Here is a 17,525-nt window from a genome sequence, read left to right on the forward strand (position 1 = left end):
CCCATGAAGCTTGTCCTCGCGATGGTGAAGCACGAGACCAACACCTTCTCGCCCATCGTCACCGACTGGGCGCGGTTCGAGGCCTGGGGCCTCTATACCGGGCAGGCCGCCATAGACGCCTATGCCAAGACCAACATGCCGCTGGGCGTCTATCTCAAGCTGGCCCGCGAATACGGCGCCGAGGTGGTGCTGCCGATGGCCGCCGAGGCGATGCCGGGCGGCCTGGTCACCGCCGATGCCTACAAGCGCCTGACCGATCCGATCCTGGAGGCTGTGAAGGCCGGCTGCGACGGCTGCCTGCTCGACCTTCACGGCGCCATGGTGGCCGAGGGCACCGAGGATGGCGAAGGCACCCTGCTGGAACGCATCCGCCAGATCGCCCCCGACCTGCCGATTGCCGTGACGCTCGACCTGCATTGCAACCTGACGAAAAAGATGGTCGAGAACTGCACCGGCCTGATCGGCTACAAGACCTATCCGCATGTGGACATGGACGTGGTGGCCGAACAGGTCGGCCGCGTGGTGATGGAGTTCATCGCCGGCAAGCGGCCGAAGCCGGCGATGGCCCTGCGCCAGCTGCCGCTGCTGTCGCAGACGCTCTGCCAGGGCACCGACGACGAGCCAATGAAATCGGCGATCCAGGCCTGCATCAATGAAGAGGCGAAGGGCCTGCCGGCCGCCAGCGTGTTCGGCGGTTTCGCCATGGCCGACATCCGGGATGCCGGCACCACGGTGATCACCATCGGCAACGACCAGAAACAGGCCGATGCCGCCGCCGATGCGATTGCCGCCAGGGTATGGGACAAGCGCGATCTGCATATCTACCAGCATCGCGACCTGGCCGAGACGGTGGCCAAGGCCAAGAAGGTCACCAATGGCCCGGTGATCCTGCTCGATCATGCCGACAATTGCGGCTCGGGCGGCACGCAGGACGTGATGATGGTGATCGAGGAAGTGCTGAAACAGGGGCTGGAAGACGTGGCCGTGGGCGCCGTCTGGGACCCCGAGGCCGTGCAGATCATGCAGGCCGCCGGCGTGGGCGCCACCGTGACGCTGGAACTGGGCGGCAAGAGCGAGATGCCGTCGCTGAAGCTGAGGGGCAAACCGCTGAAGCTGACCGGCCGCGTGCGCACCATCACCGACGGCGAATGGATCGTGCGCGGGCCGATGTATAACGGCTACAAGGTGATGATGGGGCCGACGGCGGTGCTGGAGGTGGATGGCCGGATGCAGATCGTCGTCGTCTCGCGGCATCACGAACCCTGGGATACCGGCGTCTTCCGCTCGGTCGGCATCGAACCCGAACACAAGCGCTATCTGCTGCTGAAATCGCGCATCCATTACCGCGCCGGCTTCGCGCCGCTGGCCAAGGCCACCTTCACGCTGGATGGCGAGGGCGTCACCACCTCCGACAACCGCATCATCCCCTACAAGAATGTGCGCCGGCCGATCTATCCGCTGGACAAGATCAACGACTGGCAGGACGCCGCAAAATAATGCTCACCGACCGCTGGACCCTTCAGGTTGCCACTGATGATCCGGCGGTCGTCGCCGGCCTGGATACCTTTGATACCAGCTTCATCACCTACGGCACCACGGCGGCGGCGGTGTGGGAGGCAGCAAAGACCGATCCGGCCTGCGTGATGGCGCAGGCCAAGGCGGCGGCGCTGGAGATGTTCCTGCAGACGGGGCAATCGATCGGGAAAGCCCGTCCGTGGCTGCGGCAGGCCGAGACGCATCTGCCGCGCGCGACCGAACGCGAAAAACTGTGGCATGCCCAGGTGGCAGCCTGGGTCGATGGCGATGCCGAAACCGCCATCGCGCTGTGCCGCGAGATCATCCGCCGCTGGCCGCAGGATCTGGCGGCCGTGAAGATGACGCAGTTCCACATGTTCCATGTCGGCGACCTGGCCGGCATGCTGGACGTGGCCGAAGCGGCCCTGCCGGTGCATCACCAGGTGCCGGAAATGCACGGCATGCTGGCCTTCGGGCTGGAGGAGATGAACCGGCTGGACGAGGCCGAGGCGGCCGGCCGCCGCGCCATCGAGATGAAGCGCGCCGAACCATGGGCGCATCACGCTATCGCCCATGTGATGGAAACCCAGGGTCGCTGCAAGGAAGGTTTCGATTTCATGGCCGCCCTCGCGGATACCTGGGCCGACCGCAATTCCTTCATGCTGAGTCACAACTGGTGGCATGCCGCGCTGTTCGCCATCGACAGCGACCGGCCGGAAGCGGCGCTGAAACTCTACGACGATCATGTCTGGGGCGTGTGGAAGGAGTATAGCCAGGACCAGGTGAATGCCGTGGCCCTGCTGGCGCGGCTGGAATTCGCCGGCCTGGATGTCGGCGAACGCTGGCAGGACGTGGCCGATTACATCGAGCAGCGCGGGCCCGAGCATGTCGAGCCGTTCCTCGATGCCCATTACCTGCTGGGCCTGACCCGCGCCGGCCGCGATGCCGCCGCCGCGGCGCTGCTGGCCAGCCTGCGCGACCACGTGGCGCGCCAGGACGACAGCCGCCTGATGAGCCGGATCTGGCGCGACGTGGGCCTGCCGCTGGCCCAGGGCGTGGCGGCCTATGGCAAGGGCGACTGGCGTACGGCGTTCGCACAGCTGAAGCCCGCGCTGGACGGCCTGCAGCAGATCGGCGGCAGCCATGCGCAGCGCGACCTGTTCTGGCAGCTCTGGCTGCGCGCCGGCGCAAAAGCCGGCGAAACCGCAACGGTGAAGCCCTATTTCGAGCGGCGCGCCGCCGAGCGGCCGGGTGTGACGAAGCATCGCCGCGAACTGGCGCAGCTCGCGCGGATATGAAATTCCCGTAAACAGCCACGGCGCCGTTTAAAAATATCAGCCATTGCCGCCGGACTCGCGGAGCGTGAGAATGCAGGCGATGCAGCGGGCCCCCGATTCGTTCGGCCGCCCTGCATGCAGCACTGCATATGGGATGGACCCCGATGTTGACCCGCGTGAAGACGATCGCTGCCGCGTTTGTGATGGCTGGCTTCCTGGCCGGCGCCATTGCCCCCGCCTTTGCCCCTGCCGCTGAGGCGCAGACTTCTCAGCCTGCAAAGAAGGCTGAGAAGAAGGCTGAGAAGAAGAAAGTTGCCAAGAAAGCCGAAAAGAAAAAGACCGGCGAAAAGAAGGTCGCCAAGACCAAGAAAGCCAAAAAGGCCGCCTGATCGGATCGATCATCGCCAGAAGCATCAAGCCCTCACCGCAAGGCGAGGGCTTTTCTTTTGTCGGCTTAAAGCGTGGCTTCGCGTTTTGGTTCGAAGAAGCGCAGCATCACGGCAAGGTCGCGGCCGCGTCGCACGATGCGGCCGCCTTGCGCCACGATGCTGAAGGCGCCCTGTTTGCGCGCCAGCTTCGGCGTCTTGACGATGCGATAGAGCGCGCCGTCGGCCGTACGGCGGAACACCGCGAAGCTGCAGCTCTCGCGGTCGTGACCAATGGCGTAGTCGCGCCACTCGCCCTGCCCCACCATGCGGGCATAGAGATTGAGGATCAGGTTGAATTCGCGACGGTCAAAAAAAACCGCGCTCTCGGCGGCGCGGGCATCGGTCGGTCGGGGGTCGGTGGACCGCACGACCATGACGGTATCGGCAGGGACATTCGCGACCGAACCGGCGGAGAACACCTCCCCCGCCTCCGGACGCCGAAAACGCTGCAAGGCAATCACCTCGCTCATGCCGGAACGGCCACCTCCCAGATCGTCAATCTCTGTGTTGAATCTTGGGCCCGCCCAGCCGGGCCGTCAAGCCGTGATTGCGGGTCTGGCATGCGAACCGCCGAAAAGCGCGGCGTTTACAGCTCGTTGAGCAGGCTCTGCACCGCGTCTTCGTCCATCTGCTGGTCGCCTTTCTCCAGCATGTCCTTGCGGCGCTCTTCGCCGGTGTAGTTGGAAATCTTGTGCCGGCGGCGGTCGGGACCGAAGAACTCGTCGGTGCGCACGAACTGGCGCGGATATTCGATCACCACGGTGATGCGCCGCGCCATGGTCTTGGCCGAGAACGGCTTGACCAGGAATTCGGTGACACCGACATCGCGCGCCTTCATCACCTTCCACTCTTCCGACTGCGCCGTGACCATGACGATGGGAACGAAGACATTCTTCGAGGCGGGATTCTTGCGCACCCATTCGACGAAGCCGAGACCATCCATCTCGCCGTCCATGTGCCACTCGGTGAAGATGATGTCGACCACGTTGGTTTCGAGATACGTGATCGCATCCTTGGCATTCATGCATTCAGCGATGCGGTTGACACCGAGCGGTCGCAAAACTTCCTTAATAAGCTGCATGTGGTTGTGGTTGCTGTCGACCACCAGCACCGCGACGTTATTGAGTTTGTATGCCATTGCGCGCGAAGCCTTTCAGCCGACCTCAGTCGAACAGCTCGATACTGCCGGACTGCGTCTGCACGGCAGTGATCTTCTTGGCTGTTTCGCGCTGGAACACGGTCTTGGCGCTGGCGTCCTCGATCTGCTTCACACGGGCCACGCCGCTGGACGGGAAATACTGCACCTTGCGCGGCAAGTTACCGCGCAGGTCGGCGGCGGTGACCTTAAAACCTTCCGCCTTGAGATAACGTTCGATGAAGTCGGCATTCTGGTGGCCGATGCCGCGCAGGCCGGCCAGCACGTTGGCGCCGCCGAATATCTTCACTTCCAGCCGTTCGCGGCGGCCGCCGGCCGCCAGGATTCCGTTGATCAACTGCTCCATGGAATAGCTACCGTAGCGCAGGGATGCGGAAAACGGCAAATCGGGATTGGTGTCGCCGCCTTTGTCGGGCAGCAGGAAGTGGTTCATGCCGCCCACGGCAGCGACCGGGTCGCGGATGCAGGCAGCGACGCAGGAGCCCAGCACGGTCGCCAGCATTTCGCCTTCCCGGGTCGACACGAAGAAATCGCCCTGGAACACCTGAACGACATTCACCTTCAGCACCGGATCGTAATACCGGCGGCGCTCGCCCGCAGAACCGGCGGCGCCGGAATCAGCGTTGGGCGGCCGTCGCAGGATGCCAGAGGTGGTGTTCATTGTCGGATCATCATGGCGGGGGGCCGATCAGGGTTCAAGGCCGCTGGCGTCGTGCAGGATGGCGTCGCCCCAATCCACCCCGTCGTAAACCGCCCCGGTCAGCCTGGCATTCGACAGGTCGGTATAGATCCGCCGGCCGGTCTTCTCGCCCTTGGCGCTGAGGATTTCGGCGCTGCCGAACCGGCTGCCTGACAGGCGGCTGTTGCGCAGGTCGGCGCCGGTCAGGTTGCAGCCGGCGAAGGTGGTGCCCAGCGCACCGGCGCCCCGCAGGTCGCAGCCCGACAAATCGGCGAATTTGAACACCGCCTGGTCCAGACGGGCATCGCGCAGGGCCGCCCCGCGCAGCTTGATACCAGACAGGTCGAGACCGCGCAGGTCGAAACCGCTCAGGTCCTGGCCGCGCAGATTGGCCGGGCGGCCATCACCGCCTTCCACCCAGCGCTTGTGCTCGGCCAGGGCGGCCTGGATTTCCGCCTCGGTCAGCGGCTTTGGCGCTGCCGCGGCCGGTTCGGCCGCCATATTGGCCATCACCACATTGGCGCCGAAGGTTTCCACGTCGCTCAAATCCACGTTATGCAGATGCGCATCGGTCAGGTTGGCGCCCTGCAGCGTGGCGCCAGCCAGATTGGCGCCGCTCATCTCGGCCCCCACCAGGTTGGCGCCGGCCAGGGTGGCTCCGCCCAGATCGGCGCCGGAAAGGTCGACGCTGACTAACTGGCAGTCGGTGAGCGCGGCATCCTGCAGGTTGGCGCCCGTCAGGTTGCTGCCGCTGAAATCCGCGCCCAGGGCATCGACGCCGATCATGGTGGCGCCGGAGAAATTGCTGCCGGTGACGTTCTGGCGCAGCAGGCCGACGGCTTCGGCCGGATTCTGGCCGATTTCCAGGCCGCGGCGGAAATTCGCGCCGGTCAGATTGGCACCGGCCATATTGACGTTTTCCAGCACCGCGCCGCGCAGGTCGGCGCGGGTCAGGTCGGCATCCTGCAGATTGGCACCGCTCAAATCGGCTTTGAACAGATCGGCCTGCGTCAGGATCGCTTTCGACAGGCTGGTGCCGCGCAGGTTGGCATTGCGGAAGCTGGCACGGCGCAGATCGGCACCGGCCAGGTCCGCGCCCGCGAGGTCGCGGCCTGCGAAGTCGGCCGGCTTGCCGGAGGGCATCCCCTTCAGCCAGAGGTGATGGTGATGCAATATCTCTTTGATATCGATGGGGTCCATTAACCAGCCGTCCCGCCGCCCTGCCCTGACGGGTTGTTACCATGCCAGAAGCATATTGCCATACCCCTCATACGCTAGGGGGCCGACCAAATCTCCCTAGAATTTTGGGTGGTTATCGAAAAAAAATGCCCGCCGGGCAACTGGAAGTCGTACGGATGAGGGCAGGCAAAGCGATCTGTTAACGGAAAGCAGTCTGACTAATGCAAAATATTGGCGCTTGTGAAAGAATTCTTTGATGGGGAAGGCTCCGGTATCGCCGCAAGATAAACAGGGTATGCAGGCCGGCAGCGCCGCGTCCGCGGCCGTGCCGCCGGCATCGTCGCGCGAACTGCTCGACTTCATCGCGCTGGTCCTTCTGGCCCTCAAGGAAGAGGTCGAGGACCTGCAGAAGGTCCAGAGCGCCAACGCCCAGGCCTTTGCCGACAAGCTGGTGGAACTCGGCCGTCAGTTGCCCGGCTCGCCGGTGATGGGCGAGGTCGTGAGCCTGATGCAGAGCGACGACCTGCGCAGCCAGCGCCAACAGCATGTGATAAACGCCATACGCTATGTCGAGGACATCATCCGCGATCAGGCCGGCCGCAACTGGGCGCCGCAGCTCACCAACCGCGCAGCCGGCTGGGGCGAGGGCCTGATCGCGAGTCAGACCCTTGAGCAGGTGCGCGCACATTTTCAGCATTATCTGCTGGGCAATGGCGACGCCGCACAGCGCAACACGGCGGCACAGAAGAAAAGCGAAGTAGAGCTGTTCTAGTGTTCCTGTGGATTACAAACGATTCGGTTGCAGCCATGCAGCAGGATGATTACCCTGCGGCTGTTACCCGTGGCGGCTGTCGTGCCGCCGCACCAGGAGCGCCGATAGCAAGCATGGCCGATAGCAAACATGGCTGACCAGGACAGCGCAAATCCGCCCCCGGACAAACCGGCAGGCGAGGACAAACCGGCGGGCGAAGCGCAGTTCGTCACCCCGCCGAATTACCTGAAGATGAAGGTCGGCAGCGGCGGTATCGACAAGGAAGCGCTGAAGGAAGCCGAGATCGCCATCCAGGTGCTCGGCCACAAGATGTATGCGAAATGGGCCGACGACGATCTCGGCCGCATGCGCGCCGCCTTCGACGAGATGAAGCAGACCAGCCTCGACGACCCCGAGGGTGTGAAGCGCATGCTGCGCATCTGCTGGGACATGAAGGGGCTGGGCGGCACCTTCGGTTATCCGCTGGTCACCACCATCACCCATTTCCTTAGCAACTACCTCGAACATTGCCTGAGCGACAGCCAGGCGCGCGTCAGCAGCGCGGTGGTCTCGCCCCATATCGATGCGCTCTATGTCGTGCTGAGCCAGAAGATCAGCGGCGATGGCGGCGCCATCGGCCGCGAATTGGTGGCCGGCCTGGAAAAGGTCGTGCTGAAGACCGGCGCCCGCATCGGCACCTGACCTTACCGGCCGCGCCCCATGGCGCGATTGGGAATCCGGCAGGCGCGGAAAACCGCGATCCTACGCTACAGATTGTGGCCATTTTCAAGATAACCCCGCGATTTAGCGGTTCTTTCTTGACCCCCCGAATCGGCACAGGTAGATTTTAACCGAATCGGCCAAGGCCGATTCGCTGCCTTTCGACGCAACCAATTGGACGGGAACACCCGTGGACCTCGATCAAGGGTTGTTCAATGAACCGGATTCCGGCGTCGAGGATGCTGGCTACAGCCATGCCTCGATTCAGGATGACCCGATCATCGACGTCGATGTCGAGGATATCGACGACTCGGATGCCGAGGATGTCGGGCCGGGCGGGCGCCTGCCCCGCATGGCCGACCGGTTCAACACCGAAACCCGTTTCCACGGCCTGTCGCTGGCACAACTTGCGGTTCATTCGCTCTGGATCGTCGATTATTTACGCCAACTTGGCGAAACCGAGATGGCCGATGGCGATCTCGACAGCGTCGGCCGCTGCGCCGATGACCTGGAAAGCGCGATCATGCTGATGTTCCAGCTGGCCGGCGGCACGCGCCAGGAACTGCGCCAGCGTTATCACGAGATCGTCCTGGCGATGCGTTCGCGCCAGCACATGACCATCGATATGGGCCGCGCCCAATAAAATCCTGTCGCGTCCGAACCCTCGGACGAAATTGTGGTTTTTTGGTAACCTATCCGGCAATCCCCCTTCCGTCACAGCTAACCCTCGGCTAGGCTTGCCTTCATCAAGGCCCGCTGCCGTTTGGTATGCAGCGGAAGGCTCCCGCGTCGCGGGAACCAGGGGGATGGTGGATGGAACCGTTCGCGATCACGAAGTCGGATGATGCAACCCAGCTTGGCCTGGTGGCCAGCATGGATTTGCGCACGGCCGAGCCTCTGCTGCACAGTTTCCACGAGATTATGGCGACCGGCGGGAAGGTTGTAATCGACGCCTCACCCGTCGAGCGCCTGTCCACCCCCTGCGTCCAGATCCTGCTGTCTGCCGCCCAGCATATGGAGCAGCACGGCATCCCCTTCGTCGTGAAAGCTCCGAGCGACGCCTTCGTGTCCGCCTTCGACGATTTGGGCCTGTTCTCGTTTCTCATGAAATGGCCGGTACAGACATGACCAAGAGAGTCCTCACCGTCGACGATTCGAAGACCATGCTGCAGATGCTGCAGTTCGCCCTCAAACAGGGCGGCTTCGAAGTCATACAGGGCGAGAACGGCCAGGAAGGCCTGGACCTGCTGGAAGCCAACGACATCGACGTCATCATCACCGACATCAACATGCCGGTGATGGACGGCATCACCTTCATCAAAGAACTGCGCAAGAAGCCCAAGAACAAGGCTACCCCGGTTCTCATTCTCACCACCGAAAGCAGCCAGTCCAAAAAGGAAGAAGGCCGCAGCGCCGGTGCCACCGGCTGGATCGTGAAGCCCTTCGATCCCGGCAAGCTGCTGGAAGTGATCCGCAAGGTCAGCCCGTAAGGGCACCTGCGGCGACGCGGAGCAGAAGCGGGACGCGCCATGGATGATCTAGCCCAATTCAAACAGACATTCTTCGCCGAGTGCGAGGAACTGCTTGGCGACCTGGAAGGCCATCTGATGGCCCTGCAGGCCGGCGAAGGCGATGTCAATACGCTGAACGCCGTGTTCCGGGCCATCCATTCGATCAAGGGCGGCGCCGGTGCCTTCGGTTTCGACCGCCTGGTGAACTTCGCCCACATCTTCGAGACCGTGCTGGACCTGATGCGCGATGGCCGGCTGGAACCGACGCCGGATTCCGTGCTGCTGGTGCTGCATTGCGCCGACATCCTGTCCGACCTGGTCAAGGCCGCGCAGAACGGCACCGAACTGCCGGCCGAACACGAAAACGAGGGCCGCAAGTCGCTGATCGACCTGGCCGCCACCGTGGGCGTGAATGCCGATCCGCATGCCGCCGACGACGAACTGGCCGCCCTGGATGCCCAGCTGGCGGCCGGCGGGCCCGACGCCATCGCCGAGGCCGCTGCGCCGGCGGAGGCACCGGCCGAGCAGGCCCCCGCGGCGGCGGCCGAGCCGGCCAAGGCGCCGCTGCTGAAATATCTGGTGAAATTCACGCCGCGCGACGCGCTGTACCAGCGCGCCAACGAGCCCCTGATCCTTATCCGCGAACTGAAAGAACTTGGCGGCTTCCTCGCCAAGGCCGATGCCGAAGCCGTGCCGGCGCTGGACCAGATCCAGCCGGAAGGCGCCTACATCAAGTGGGAATTCGAGATCGAGACCGACAAGGGCGAACAGGCGATCCGCGACGTCTTCGAATTCGTGATCGACGACTGCCAGCTTGAGGTCACCTGCCTGAATCCGCCGGCCGCGGCCGCGGAAAAGCCGGCCGAGGCCGCGCCCGCCGCGCCGAAACCCGAAGCGGTAGCCGCTGCACCGAAGCCGGCCGCGCCGGCTGCTCCGAAACCTGAAGCCAAGCCCGCCGGCGATGGCGCCGCAGCCGCGAAGCCGGCCGCAGCCGCCGCGAAACCCGAAGGTGCCGCGGGCGGCGGCGAGACCAAGGCGGTGCGCTCGATCCGCGTCGACCTCGACCGCGTCGACAAGCTGGTCAACATGGTTGGCGAGCTCGTCATCACCCATGCCATGATCGCGCAGCAGACCGAGCATCTGCATGCCGACCAACATCCTGAACTCGCCAACGGCCTGGCCGAACTCTCGCATCACATCCGCGACCTGCAGGAAAGCGTGATGGCGATGCGCGCCCAGCCGGTGAAGAGCGTGTTTGCCCGCCTGCCGCGCCTGGTGCGCGAACTGGCGATGATGACCAACAAGAAGATCCGCCTCGACATGAGCGGCGAGAACACCGAAATCGACAAGACGGTGATCGAGCAGCTGGGCGATCCGCTCACCCACATGATCCGCAACTCCTGCGACCACGGCATCGAAAGCCCGGACGACCGCGTCGCCGTCGGCAAGTCGCCGGAAGGCGTGATCCATGTTTCGGCCGACCAGCGCGGCGGCCGCATCGTCATCGAGATCACCGACGACGGCCGCGGCATCAACCGCGACAAGGTGATGAAGAAGGCGATCGAGAAGAAGCTGATCGCCCCCGATGCCGTGCTGAGCAACGAGGAAATCGACAACCTGATCTTCCTGCCCGGCTTCTCGACGGCGGATACCGTGTCGAACATTTCCGGCCGCGGCGTCGGCATGGATGTGGTGCGGCAGAACATCCAGTCGCTTGGCGGCCGCGTGCATATCCAGTCGCGTCCGGGCCAGGGCTCGAGCTTCATTCTCACCCTGCCGCTCACGCTCGCCGTGCTGGATGGCATGGTGCTCAAGGTCGGCATCCAGTCCTACATCCTGCCGCTGGCCAACATCGTGGAAAGCCTGCGGCCGGAACCCGACCAGATCAACGTGGTGGCCAACCAGAGCGAATTGCTGCGCATCCGCGGCGAATACGTGCCGCTGGTCTATCTGCATCGCATCTTCAAGGTGCCGGGCGGTATCGACGATCCGACCAAGGCACTGGTCATTATCGTCGAGTTGGAAGACAGCTCGAAGATGGGCCTGGTGGTGGACGAGATCATCGGCCAGCAGCAGGTGGTTATCAAAAGCCTGGAAGAGAATTTCGATCCGATCCGCGGCGTCGGCGCCGCCACGATCCTGGGCAATGGCCGCGTCTCGCTCATTCTCGACGTCGCCGGCATCAAGCATATCGCCGAGAACGAAACCCAGCAGCGCCCCTCCCCGCAGGCCCGCCTCGCGGCGCCGGCCTTGCAGGCCAGCGCGTAAACACCAGGAGGCACGCAGATGGCATCGGCAGAACGTTCCGACGGCGCAACCGCCACCGACCATGCCGGCCGTTCCCTGCGCACGGTTCAGCTCGTCTCCTTCACCGTGGGCAACGAGGAATACGGCGTGGACATCATGGCCGTGCGCGAAATCCGCGCCTGGTCGGAGACCACGCCACTGCCCAATACCCCGGAAGTGGTGCGCGGCGTGATCAACATGCGCGGCGCCATCGTTCCGATCTTCGATCTGCGCGCCCGTTTCGGCATGCCGCGCACCGAACCGACCAAATACAACGTAGTGATCATCGTTTCCGTCGCTTCCCGCATCGTCGGCATCCTGGTCGACGCGGTATCCGACATCATCACCATCAACGAAGACGAAATCCGGCCGATGCCGAACATGGAGCAGGTCAGCGGCCTGGGTTTCATGGAAGGCCTGATCACGGTTGGCGAACGCATGGTCGGCCTGATCGGCCTGGAGCGCATGTTCTCCGGCCGCATGCTGGAAGCGGCCGACAGCGCCGGCGGCAAGATGCTGCCCGGCCCATCCGAATCAACGGGAGCCGCGGCCTGAGCCGACGGAAAGCCTATGGCGGTTGATACCAAGACAGCCGACACCCCAAGCGTCGAGGATCGGGAATTCAGCTTCTCGACCGGCGATTATGATTTCCTGCGCTCGATGCTGAAGGAAAAGACCGGCATCGAGCTCGGCCCCACCAAGCACAACATGGTCTATGCCCGCCTGGCCAAGCGCCTGCGCAAGCTGGGCATGAAGACTTTCCGCCAGTATATCGAATTCATTGGTTCGGCCGAGGGCACCGCCGAACTCGGCACCACGCTGAACGCGCTGACCACGAACCTCACCAAGTTCTTCCGCGAGAACCATCACTTCGAGCATCTGGCCACCACCGCGCTGCAGGAAATCCGTGCCCGCGCCGTCAGCCAGGGCCGCCGCCTGCGCATCTGGTCGGCGGGCTGCTCCTCGGGCGAGGAACCCTATTCGGCGGCGATCACGCTGCTGCGCGCGATGCCCGACATCAAGCAGTGGGACGCCAAGATCCTGGCCACCGACATCGATACCGAGATGGTGCGCCGCGGTTCCGAGGGCATCTACCCGGCCTCATCGCTGGAGGGCATGGCGCCCGACATCGCCAACAAGTATTTCGAATCCTACGGCGACGACAAGGTGCGCGTGGTGGCGGAAGCGCGCAACCTGATCAGCTTCAAGCACCTGAACCTGATCGGCAACTGGCCCATGAAGGGCCCGTTCGACGTGATCTTCTGCCGCAATGTCGTGATCTATTTCGACAAGGACACGCAGCGCGTGCTGTTCGACCGCTACGCCAATCTGCTGGCGCCCGGCGGCTTCCTGTATATCGGCCATTCAGAGAACCTGTTCGGCATCACCGAGCGGTTCAAGCTGCTGGGCCGCAACATCCATCGCAAGATCGCCTAAGGCCGGCAGGACCGGGGAGCAACATCGTGGCGGGTAAAAAGATCAAGGTTCTTATTGTCGACGACAGCGCGCTGATCCGTCAGCTGCTGACCGCCGCTCTCACCAGCGACCCGGAAATCGATGTCGTGGGCGCGGCGCCCGATCCGCTGATCGCCCGCACGATGATCAAGGAACTCAACCCCGATGTCCTGACCCTGGATGTCGAGATGCCCAACATGGACGGCATCTCCTTCCTGGAAAAGATCATGCGGCTGCGGCCGATGCCGGTCGTGATGGTGTCGACCCTGACCCAGAAGGGCGCCACGATCACCATGCAGGCGCTGGAAATGGGTGCCGTCGATTTCGTGCCCAAGCCGACGCTGGACATCAAACACGCCTTGGAAGAGATCAAGACCGACCTGATCGCCAAGGTGAAGATGGCCTCCACCGCCCGGGTGGTGGCGCGCAACCGGCCGGTCGAGGGCGGCGCGCCCAAACGCCTGACGCCCGGCCCGGGCTTCAATTCGACCGACATCATCGTCGCCATCGGGTCTTCCACCGGCGGCGTCGAGGCCCTGAAGGAGGTCATCACCGTGATGCCCCCCGACAGCCCGCCGATCATGATCACCCAGCATATGCCGCCGCGTTTCACCGGCAGCTTTGCCGCCCGCCTCGACTCCCTGTCGGCGGTGACGGTCACCGAGGCCAAGGACAACGTCCGCGTCTTCCCCGGCCATGTTTACATCGCCCCGGGCGACTATCACCTGACGTTGCACCGCTCGGGCGGTCACTACTACACCAAGCTTAACCATGATCCGCCGGTTTCCGGGCATCGTCCGTCGGTCGACGTATTATTCAATTCGGTGGCCGAGCATGCCGGCCACAACGCCATCGGCGTGATCCTGACCGGCATGGGCAAGGATGGCGCCACGGGCCTCAAGAAGATGCTGGAAGCCGGCGCCCAGACCATCGGCCAGGACGAATCGACCAGCCTGGTCTACGGCATGCCCAAGGCGGCAAAGCTGATGGGGGCGGTGCAGGTTGAGGCCGGGATCGGCCACATTGCCCAGGAGATTCTAAACCGGTGCAAACAGCGTTGAGAAACCTTGTTTTTTGCGCTAGATACCATGATGTTATCCACAGTGCGGGTGCAGCCGGGCCAGGAAGGCCCGGGCCTGTGAGTTGAGGAAAAAGCGAGGGACCCAATGCCTTCGGCGAGCAGTCTTCGGGTTTTGATTGTTGACGATCAGATGAGCATGCGCGGCATTGCCCGTTATTGCCTGCAGGAGATCGGCATCAAGAATGTCGTGGAAGCCAAGAGCGGTACCGAAGCTCTGGTCGCGATGAACTCCAACAAGTTCGACCTGATCATTTCCGACTGGAACATGGATGGCATGGACGGTCTGACCCTGCTCAAGACCATCCGCAGCAACCCTCTGACCAAACGCATGCCCTTCATCATGGCAACCGGCCAGCGCGACACCGAATTAGTCAAGACCGCCATCCAGGCCGGCGTCAACAATTACATGGTGAAGCCGTTCAACGCCGCCACGATGAAGCAGAAGATCGAGGCGGTGCTGGGCAAGCTCGGCAGCTGACGCGCCGCGCGCCGGTGATGGCCGCGCCCGCGAAACCAGTTGCTCCGACGCAAGATACCGCGCCGCTCGAACTCGACCGCTATCTTCCCTATCTGATCAACCGTACCGGCGTTTCGCTGGCCACGCATTTTGGCGGCGTGTTGCGCCGTGCCGGCATCAGCCTGCAGGATTGGCGCGTGCTGGCGGCTTTGCGCGAGCGCGATGGTCAGCGCCTGACCGAACTGGCTGCCCATACCAGCATCGAGGTTTCCACGCTGTCGCGTCTGGTCGGCAGCCTGGAGGCGCAGGGACTGGTTTCGCGGGAGCGTGATGCCGAGGATGCCCGCGCCATCGCCATTCGCCTGTCGGCAACTGGCGCGGCATTGACCGAAGCCCTGACCCCGGCCGCCGAAGCGCTGGAGCGCACTGCGCTGGCGGGGCTGAGCCCGGCCGAGGCCGAGCAACTCAAGGCACTGCTGCACAAGGTCTACGACAATCTGGCCGCCCTGCCGGAAGACGAGCCCGCGCATGGCGGCAGCTCCGCCGCCGAAGGCCGCCGGCGGCGCTGAACCGGCCTATGCCGCGCGGCCGGCCAGGCAGCGGTCGAAAAAGCCAATGATGTCGGCGGTCACGTCGTCGCGGTTGGTCTCGTTCAGCAGCTCATGCCGGGCCTCGGGATAGAACCGGCTTTCCACCCGCGTCATGCCCGCCGCCGCATAGGCATCCAGCAACTGCTGCAGGCCCTTGCCGCCGCCAGAGACCGGATCGTGCCGGCCGGCAATCACAAAAACCGGCAGAGTCTTCGGGATGCGGTTCTGGTTCTCCGGCCGCGCCATCTCGCTCAAGCCATCCAGGAAATCGATCCAGGACTGCACCGTGATGGGAAAGCCGCAGAATGGATCACCTACATATTTGTCCACCTCGGCCGCATCGCGCGACAGCCAGTCGAACTCCGTGCGTGCCGGCTGGAAACGTTTGTTGAAGGCATCGAAGGACAGGCTCTGGATCAGCGGGCTGATGCCGCGCCCGCCACGACGCAGCCGCTCGATCCGTGCCACCAGACGGCCCAGGGCCGCGATCGGCGGGGGTTTGCCGTTGGAGGCGCAGAGCACACAGCCCGCCAGCAGGCCGCCATGCCGGTACAGCATCTGCTGCGCCATGAAGGACCCCATGGAATGCCCGAACAGCAACAGCGGCTTTCCGGGATGGCGCTGCTGTGCCAGGGCGCAGGCGGCGGCCAGGTCAGCCACGGCGCGGTTCCAGCCGTCGCGGTCGGCCATGTGACCCAGTTCGGCGACGCTGCGCGCCGTATGGCCGTGGCCGCGATGGTCGAAGGCATAGACTACGAAGCCGGCGGCGTTCAGCGCGGCGGCAAAGCGGGCATACCGGGCGGCATGCTCGGCCATGCCATGGGCGATCACCACCACGGCCCGGCACTGGCCAGGATCGGGCGGCAGCCATTCGTAGCCCTGCAGCACGAGGCCATCGGCCGGGGAGGTCAGCGTCAGATTCGGTGTGCTCATGCGACGACTTTAACGGCCGATGCCCGCTTTGCCAGTCTTGCATTTTGACAGCCGGCCATTTTCGCCGTCTACTGAGCATCTGCCAAGAAGGAAGCCCCCATGACCGCCCACCCGACCCTGCCCAATTCGATGGCCGCCCGCGACATCGCCCATGTCATGCATCCCTACACCAACCTGGTGAAGCATGAGACGGCCGGCCCGCTGGTAATCGAGCGCGGCAAGAGCATCTATGTCTACGACGACCAGGGCCGGGAATATATCGAAGGCATGGCCGGCCTGTGGTGCGCCGGCCTGGGCTTCAGCGAGGCGGCCCTGGTGGACGCCGCCATCGAGCAGATGCGCAAGCTGCCCTACTATCACGGCTTCGGCCACAAGACGACGGCACCGGTGGTGGAACTGGCCGAGAAGCTGAAGTCCCTGAGCCCCGTGCCGGTGGGCAAGGTGTTTTTCGCCGAAGGCGGCTCGGGCGCCAACGACACCTTCATCAAGCTGGTCTGGTATTACAACAACGCGCTCGGCCGGCCGCAGAAGAAGACCATCCTCTCGCGCGTGAAGGGCTATCACGGCGTCACGGTCGCCACCGCCAGCCTGACCGGCCTGCCGGCCAACCACCGCGATTTCGACCTGCCGATCGCCGGCATCAAACATGTTGATTGCCCGCATTACTACCGCTTCGCCGAACCGGGCGAGAGCGAAGCCGAGTTTGTGGCCCGACTGGCCCGCAATCTGGAAACCTTCATCCAGAGCGAAGGCCCCGACACGGTGGCGGCTTTCATCGCCGAGCCGGTGATGGGCGCCGGCGGCGTGGTGCTGCCGCCGGAGGATTATTTCCCCGCCATCCAGGCCGTGCTGAAAAAATACGACATCCTGAGCGCCGCCGACGAAGTGATCTGCGGCTTCGGCCGCACGGGCAGGCTGTGGGGCGCCGAGCGGTTCAACTACAAGCCCGACTTCGTCACCTGCGCCAAGCAGATGTCGAGCGCCTACCTGCCGATCTCGGCGGTGCTGGTGCCCGAGCATGTCTACAGCGCGATCCGCGACAATTCCGGCAAGATCGGCACCTTCGGCCATGGTTTCACCTATGGCGGCCATCCGGTGGCGGCAGCGGTGGCGCTGCGCGCGCTGCAGCTTTACGAGGAACGCGACATCTACGGCCATGTCACCCGCGTCTCACCGCGCTTCCTGGCGCGACTGAAGAAGCTGGGCGAGCATCCGCTGGTGGGCGAGGCGCGCGGCACCGGCCTGATCGGCGCCGCCGAACTGGTGGCCGACAAGGCGACGAAACGCAGCTTCGCGCCGACCGCCGGCGTGGGCGCGGCCTGCATGAACTTCGCCCAGGAGGAAGGCCTGATCATCCGCGCCATGGCCGGCGACGTGATCGGCTTCTGCCCGCCGATGATCATCGACGAAAGCGAGATCGATGCCCTGTTCGACCGCTTCGAGACAGCGCTGGCGCGCACCGAGGCCTGGGTGGCGCAGCAGGGATTGCGCGCTGCGGCATAATCCT

20 protein-coding genes are annotated in these 17,525 nt (G+C 64.1%); 15 read left to right on the forward strand and 5 right to left on the reverse strand.

Annotated elements, in window-relative coordinates:
- Positions 1-3 precede the first annotated feature (3 nt).
- The 3 genes from ACK4FJ_RS05365 to ACK4FJ_RS05375 all read left to right on the forward strand — a co-directional run bounded on the left by ACK4FJ_RS05365 (position 4) and on the right by ACK4FJ_RS05375 (position 3,181).
- Entirely contained in the window at positions 4-1,497 is a 1,494-nt protein-coding gene (locus ACK4FJ_RS05365) for a M81 family metallopeptidase (RefSeq protein ID WP_409764797.1), read from the forward strand.
- The gene (locus ACK4FJ_RS05370; RefSeq protein ID WP_409764798.1) at positions 1,497-2,813 is read left to right on the forward strand and encodes a tetratricopeptide repeat protein; all 1,317 of its coding nucleotides are present in this window, start codon (positions 1,497-1,499) and stop codon (positions 2,811-2,813) included. The genes ACK4FJ_RS05365 and ACK4FJ_RS05370 overlap by 1 nt, the downstream gene beginning before the upstream one ends.
- Before the next feature lie 143 nt (positions 2,814-2,956).
- A complete protein-coding gene (locus tag ACK4FJ_RS05375; protein WP_409764799.1) occupies positions 2,957-3,181 on the forward strand; it encodes a hypothetical protein in 225 nt (74 codons plus the stop codon).
- Positions 3,182-3,246: 65 nt separating this feature from the next.
- On the opposite strand, the gene ACK4FJ_RS05380 is transcribed toward ACK4FJ_RS05375, so the two are convergent.
- The 4 genes from ACK4FJ_RS05380 to ACK4FJ_RS05395 all read right to left on the reverse strand — a co-directional run bounded on the left by ACK4FJ_RS05380 (position 3,247) and on the right by ACK4FJ_RS05395 (position 6,255).
- Complete coding sequence (locus ACK4FJ_RS05380) at positions 3,247-3,690, reverse strand: DUF2794 domain-containing protein (RefSeq protein ID WP_409764800.1); 444 nt, start codon at positions 3,688-3,690, stop codon at positions 3,247-3,249.
- A 116-nt stretch (positions 3,691-3,806) separates the two neighbouring features.
- A complete protein-coding gene (locus ACK4FJ_RS05385) occupies positions 3,807-4,358 on the reverse strand; it encodes a PleD family two-component system response regulator (RefSeq protein WP_409764801.1) in 552 nt (183 codons plus the stop codon).
- Positions 4,359-4,383: 25 nt separating this feature from the next.
- The gene (locus ACK4FJ_RS05390; RefSeq protein WP_409764802.1) at positions 4,384-5,037 is read right to left on the reverse strand and encodes a chemoreceptor glutamine deamidase CheD; all 654 of its coding nucleotides are present in this window, start codon (positions 5,035-5,037) and stop codon (positions 4,384-4,386) included.
- 27 nt (positions 5,038-5,064) lie between these two features.
- Positions 5,065-6,255: a pentapeptide repeat-containing protein gene (locus tag ACK4FJ_RS05395; RefSeq protein WP_409764803.1), complete on the reverse strand. Its 1,191-nt coding sequence runs from the start codon at positions 6,253-6,255 to the stop codon at positions 5,065-5,067.
- A gap of 274 nt (positions 6,256-6,529) precedes the next feature.
- Here ACK4FJ_RS05395 and ACK4FJ_RS05400 point away from each other — a divergent pair, with 274 nt between their 5' ends.
- The 11 genes from ACK4FJ_RS05400 to ACK4FJ_RS05450 all read left to right on the forward strand — a co-directional run bounded on the left by ACK4FJ_RS05400 (position 6,530) and on the right by ACK4FJ_RS05450 (position 15,064).
- Positions 6,530-7,006: a hypothetical protein gene (locus ACK4FJ_RS05400; protein ID WP_409764804.1), complete on the forward strand. Its 477-nt coding sequence runs from the start codon at positions 6,530-6,532 to the stop codon at positions 7,004-7,006.
- Between the two features lie 129 nt (positions 7,007-7,135).
- Positions 7,136-7,687 (forward strand): hypothetical protein, encoded by a 552-nt coding sequence (locus tag ACK4FJ_RS05405; RefSeq protein WP_409764805.1) that lies wholly within the window; start codon positions 7,136-7,138, stop codon positions 7,685-7,687.
- Positions 7,688-7,895: 208 nt separating this feature from the next.
- A complete protein-coding gene (locus ACK4FJ_RS05410; protein ID WP_409764806.1) occupies positions 7,896-8,348 on the forward strand; it encodes a hypothetical protein in 453 nt (150 codons plus the stop codon).
- Positions 8,349-8,518: 170 nt separating this feature from the next.
- The gene (locus ACK4FJ_RS05415) at positions 8,519-8,833 is read left to right on the forward strand and encodes an STAS domain-containing protein (RefSeq protein WP_409764807.1); all 315 of its coding nucleotides are present in this window, start codon (positions 8,519-8,521) and stop codon (positions 8,831-8,833) included.
- On the forward strand, positions 8,830-9,195 hold the full coding sequence (locus ACK4FJ_RS05420; protein ID WP_409764808.1) for a response regulator: 366 nt from the start codon (positions 8,830-8,832) through the stop codon (positions 9,193-9,195). The genes ACK4FJ_RS05415 and ACK4FJ_RS05420 overlap by 4 nt, the downstream gene beginning before the upstream one ends.
- 39 nt (positions 9,196-9,234) lie before the next feature.
- The gene (locus ACK4FJ_RS05425) at positions 9,235-11,484 is read left to right on the forward strand and encodes a chemotaxis protein CheA (protein ID WP_409764809.1); all 2,250 of its coding nucleotides are present in this window, start codon (positions 9,235-9,237) and stop codon (positions 11,482-11,484) included.
- 18 nt (positions 11,485-11,502) lie between these two features.
- The gene (locus tag ACK4FJ_RS05430) at positions 11,503-12,057 is read left to right on the forward strand and encodes a chemotaxis protein CheW (protein ID WP_409764810.1); all 555 of its coding nucleotides are present in this window, start codon (positions 11,503-11,505) and stop codon (positions 12,055-12,057) included.
- A gap of 15 nt (positions 12,058-12,072) precedes the next feature.
- Positions 12,073-12,939 carry a CheR family methyltransferase gene (locus ACK4FJ_RS05435; RefSeq protein ID WP_409764811.1) on the forward strand — a complete coding sequence of 289 codons (867 nt, stop codon included), beginning with the start codon at positions 12,073-12,075 and terminating at the stop codon, positions 12,937-12,939.
- Positions 12,940-12,965: 26 nt separating this feature from the next.
- The gene (locus ACK4FJ_RS05440; protein WP_409764812.1) at positions 12,966-14,018 is read left to right on the forward strand and encodes a chemotaxis response regulator protein-glutamate methylesterase; all 1,053 of its coding nucleotides are present in this window, start codon (positions 12,966-12,968) and stop codon (positions 14,016-14,018) included.
- 105 nt (positions 14,019-14,123) lie between these two features.
- Positions 14,124-14,516, forward strand: coding sequence for a response regulator (locus tag ACK4FJ_RS05445; protein WP_300298595.1), 393 nt, complete (start codon positions 14,124-14,126; stop codon positions 14,514-14,516).
- A 17-nt stretch (positions 14,517-14,533) separates the two neighbouring features.
- Positions 14,534-15,064 carry a MarR family winged helix-turn-helix transcriptional regulator gene (locus tag ACK4FJ_RS05450; protein ID WP_409764879.1) on the forward strand — a complete coding sequence of 177 codons (531 nt, stop codon included), beginning with the start codon at positions 14,534-14,536 and terminating at the stop codon, positions 15,062-15,064.
- A gap of 6 nt (positions 15,065-15,070) precedes the next feature.
- On the opposite strand, the gene ACK4FJ_RS05455 is transcribed toward ACK4FJ_RS05450, so the two are convergent.
- Complete coding sequence (locus ACK4FJ_RS05455; protein ID WP_409764813.1) at positions 15,071-16,018, reverse strand: alpha/beta fold hydrolase; 948 nt, start codon at positions 16,016-16,018, stop codon at positions 15,071-15,073.
- Between the two features lie 99 nt (positions 16,019-16,117).
- Between ACK4FJ_RS05455 and ACK4FJ_RS05460 the strand changes: the two genes are divergently transcribed.
- Positions 16,118-17,521 carry an aspartate aminotransferase family protein gene (locus tag ACK4FJ_RS05460; RefSeq protein ID WP_409764814.1) on the forward strand — a complete coding sequence of 468 codons (1,404 nt, stop codon included), beginning with the start codon at positions 16,118-16,120 and terminating at the stop codon, positions 17,519-17,521.
- Positions 17,522-17,525: the final 4 nt, after the last annotated feature.

Origin of the sequence: Ferrovibrio sp., from assembly GCF_046297595.1 — a bacterium.
Taxonomy (GTDB): domain Bacteria; phylum Pseudomonadota; class Alphaproteobacteria; order Ferrovibrionales; family Ferrovibrionaceae; genus Ferrovibrio.